Here is a 3,892-nt window from a genome sequence, read left to right as displayed (position 1 = left end):
GCGACGAAGGGGAGCCTAAGTCTCTCGATGTCGGCTCGTCCTCTGCGGCTACCCTGGCAGGGTGAGCGCACCCATCAAGGATTTCTACGCAGTGATTCCCGCCGGCGGCATCGGTAGCAGGCTGTGGTCGGGCTGTTCCCGGCCACCAGCCGTCGCGCGATCTCGATGCTGCGCGCGCCCCAGACCTGCCCGATCCGCGCGAAGTACTCGTCATCGAAGCCGGAGACGAGATCACGGCGCCCGCCGGCGCGGAAACCCCCGATCTCGGCATCGAGGTGATCGTTGCTGAGCGCAAGGTCGTTCCAAGCGGAGTCCCATGCCTCGCGGCGCACGGTGGCATCCGGTCGCGACGAACGCGCCCGCCGTGCGGCTGTACGTCCGTCGCCCGTGTCGTCCCGCTGCTGCTCTGCGGCCACATCCGCAAGATCGGCGTGCCCGGTGGTGACCAGCGCCGTGAGGAGCTGCCAGCGCAGATCGGGATCGATGACGAGGCCTTCGGGTGCCTGCCCGTCCAGCAGTGCCCGCACCTGTTCCTGATGCCCGTCGTCGAAGGCGGATGCCGTCGCGAACGCCCGGGCCCAGGAGAGCTGCGCGTCGCTCCCGGCGTCCGCAGCCTCCAGCGTGCTCCACACGGTCTCGACCCAGCGCCGCTGCTCCTGGTCGCGGCTCGCCTCCGCGACGAAGTGGCGGATCGTGTAGCTGGCGTTCGCGAGGACGCCCGTCAATAGCCCGATGTTGGACTCCGCGGGCGCATGGGTGCGCACGATCTCGAGGTACCGCGCCGCCGCGAGCTCGCCGTCGCGGGTGGCGTTCCACAGCGACGACCAGACGAGGGCGCGCGCCAGCGGGTCGTCGATCGCAGAGAGGGACTCCTCGACCGTCGCGAGCGAACGCGCATCGAGACGAGCCTTCACATAGGTGAGGTCGTCGTCGTTGAGCAGCATCAGATCGGCATCGGGCAGGTCGATCTCGGTCCGTTCGCCGACCACGTCGAGCTCACGCTGCTCGCGCCGCAGGACCCGGCCGTCGACACGCTCGTACAGCCCGATGCGCAGTCGATGCGGGCGAGGGTCGGTCTGCACGAGGATGCTCCGCCCGTCCGCCTCGGTCTCGGTCCACAGCGTGGACATGCCCGAGGTCTGCAGCCAGGCCGCCGACCAATCGCTCATGTCCCGCCCCGAGACGGCGCTCAACTGCACCAGGAAGTCGTCGAGCGTCGTGTTCCCGAACGCGTTGGCGGCGAAGTAGAGACGGGCGCCCTCGAAGAACGCCTCATCCCCGACGAAGGCGACCAGCTGCTTGAGCACGGCGGCACCCTTGGCGTAGGTGATCCCGTCGAAATTCAGCTTCGCGGCCTCGAGATCGGTGATGTCCGCCACGATGGGGTGGGTCGTCGGCAGCTGGTCCTGCTGGTACGCCCACGCCTTGCGGCTGGCGGCGAAGGTGACCCACGCATCGTGATAGCGCGTGGCGACTGCCGACGCATGGGCGCCCATGTAGTCGGCGAAAGATTCCTTGAGCCACAGGTCGTCCCACCAGGTCATCGTCACCAGGTCGCCGAACCACATGTGCGCCATCTCATGCAGGATCGTGTTGGCTCGCGCGGCGCGCTGCGCGTCGGTCGCCGCCCCACGGGAGAGATACGACTCCGTGAACGTCACCAGTCCCGGGTTCTCCATCGCACCGAGGTTGTACTCCGGAACGAAGATCTGGTCGTACTTGCCCCACGGATACGGGTAGGCGAAGGCATCGGTGAAGAAGTCCAGCCCCTGGCGTGTGACCTCGAGGATCTCCTCGGCCTCGAGGTGCGCAGCGAGTGATCTGCGGACGAACACGCCGAGGGCGACGCTCTGATCGTCGCGGCGCCACTCGCCGTCCACCCGCGAGTAGGGTCCCGCAGCCACGGCCGTGATGTAGCTCGAGATCGGCAGGGTCGGTGCGAACTCCACGCGCTGCACGCCGACACCGAGATCGGTGTGCGTCGGAGTCTGATTCGAGAGCACCTCCCATCCGGAGGGGGCGTCGACGACGAAGGTGTACTCGGCCTTCATGTCGGGCTGTTCGAAGCAGGCCATCACCCGCCGCGAGTCGGCCGGTTCGTACTGCGTGTAGAGGTAGGTCTCGTCGTCGACCGGATCGTGGAACCGGTGCAGCCCCTCACCGGAGCGACTGTACGCGCCGATCGCCTCGACGCGGACGACGTTGGAATCCACCAGGCCCGAGAGGGCGATGCGGGCACCGTCGTAGACGATCACCTGATCGACGCCGTTCACGCAGACTCGCTGGACACCTTCGCCGATGAAGTCGAGCCAGATCGCGTCGACGGTCGACGAGAACTCGAGGGTCGTCACGGTCGGGAACCCGGTGCGAGCGCGCTCCGGCGCTCCGGTCAGGTCGAGCTCGACGCGGATGCGGTGCACGGTGACGGCAGCGGATCGCGCTGCGGTCTCCTCGCGGGTGAGGTTGGCGGTGTCCATGCATCCATCCTGGCATCCGGACGCCGCACGAACCGCCGTGGACCGAGACGTCACGCGGTCTGCAGGCGGTGTCCGATCTCGGCGTAGACCTGTGCGGAGGCCTGCGCGCGCACGAGAACGGTGGACTGGTCGCCTCTCGATTGCGCGACAGAAGCGAGGATCGCATCGCTGCGAGCCACTTCTGCGCGATCCCCGGTCGCCTCGGCGACGCTCCGCGCCTCCTGCGCGTGCCGCTCGGCTTCCCGCAGGAGGTCATCCGCATCCTCCGCACCCCTCGTGGCTGCCGACACCAGGATCTCGGCGAGCGAGTTCGCCGCCTCCGTCGCGATCAGCGGCGAGCCCGCACGCTCCGCCTCTCGGAGGATCCGTTCCGCTGCGGTCCTCGCCCTCATGGCGCAGCGAAGGGGGTCTGGGAGCGGTGCGGGGGTGTCGGACACGGCCGTCACTCTACGCGTCTTCAGGGTTCTCTTTCCCTGCGCCTCCTAGAATCGGGAGGTCAGTACTCACGATCAGCCCGTCTCCGGGCGTTCGAGGAAGACCTCCATGACCGCGATCACCCCCGAGCACGGCCTCCGTGCGCGCCTTCGAAGGCTCGCAAGCAGGACCGCTGTTCTCGCGATCGTGCTGGGCGCCTGCGCGGTCGTCGTACCGAGCGCGGCCAGTGCAGCCGGGGCATCGGGTGCGGACGACGATGCACGGGTGGGCTTCCACATCTCTGCGGGCCTGCGCGGCCTCGTCGCCCCCGGCTCCGCGACCACGGCGATGCTCACGGTGCAGAACGACACCGAGTCGAAGCTCTCCGGCGGTCAGGTGCAGGTGGAGCTCAGCAGGACGCCGCTGACGGATGAGGCCTCTGTCGCGAGCTGGCTCGACGACGGCACGGCCCCGGGCGAGTTCGACGCCATCGGCTCCGACACGACGGCAGCCCTCGATGCCGGAGAGTCGGCCATGACCACGGTCTTCGTGCCGGCCGAGACCCTCGGGGCCCTCGCTCCGGGCGTCTACCCGCTGCGGGCGGAGCTCACCGGCGCGAAGACGCAGAACACCGACGACGATGACGCAGCGGCGACCACCGCCACCAGCGTGCTGGTCGTCGCCGACTCTCAGACCGCTCAGGTCGGGGTGCTCGTCCCCATCACGGCGACCCCCGAGGGCGGTGCACTGCTCAGTTCGGACGAGCTCGCTGCCCTCACCGGCCCCGAGGGCGCTCTCACCGCTCAGCTCGACGGTGTGGCGGGCACCACCGCGGTCCTTGCGATCGATCCCGCCATCGTCGCGGCCATCCGCGCTCTCGGTTCCGCGGCGCCCGAGAGCGCCCAGGACTGGCTGCGTCGCCTCGATGCCCTGCCCAATGCGCGGTTCGCGTTGCAGTTCGGGGATGCTGATGCCGCGGCCCAGGCGCAGGCGGGTCTGCC

At 69.0% G+C, this 3,892-nt stretch carries 2 protein-coding genes and 1 pseudogene; 1 reads left to right on the top strand and 2 read right to left on the bottom strand.

Translation table 11 applies throughout. The features are described from left to right. Positions 1 to 74: 74 nt before the first annotated feature. Together pepN and KZA10_RS09335 are read right to left on the bottom strand one after the other, a co-directional pair. Positions 75 to 2,477 (bottom strand): aminopeptidase N, encoded by a 2,403-nt coding sequence (gene pepN, locus KZA10_RS09340; protein WP_256934651.1) that lies wholly within the window; start codon positions 2,475 to 2,477, stop codon positions 75 to 77. Between the two features lie 50 nt (positions 2,478 to 2,527). After that, positions 2,528 to 2,914 (bottom strand): hypothetical protein, encoded by a 387-nt coding sequence (locus tag KZA10_RS09335; protein WP_218682723.1) that lies wholly within the window; start codon positions 2,912 to 2,914, stop codon positions 2,528 to 2,530. A gap of 106 nt (positions 2,915 to 3,020) precedes the next feature. On the opposite strand from KZA10_RS09335, the pseudogene KZA10_RS09330 reads away from it, so the two are divergent. Further along, a pseudogene (locus KZA10_RS09330) lies at positions 3,021 to 3,892 on the top strand (hypothetical protein); the annotation flags it as partial.

Origin of the sequence: Microbacterium sp. BF1 (genome assembly GCF_019279095.1) — a bacterium.
GTDB lineage: Bacteria > Actinomycetota > Actinomycetes > Actinomycetales > Microbacteriaceae > Microbacterium > Microbacterium maritypicum.
Note: the sequence above shows the minus strand (reverse complement) of the source record. Positions and strands in the feature narration are given on the sequence as shown.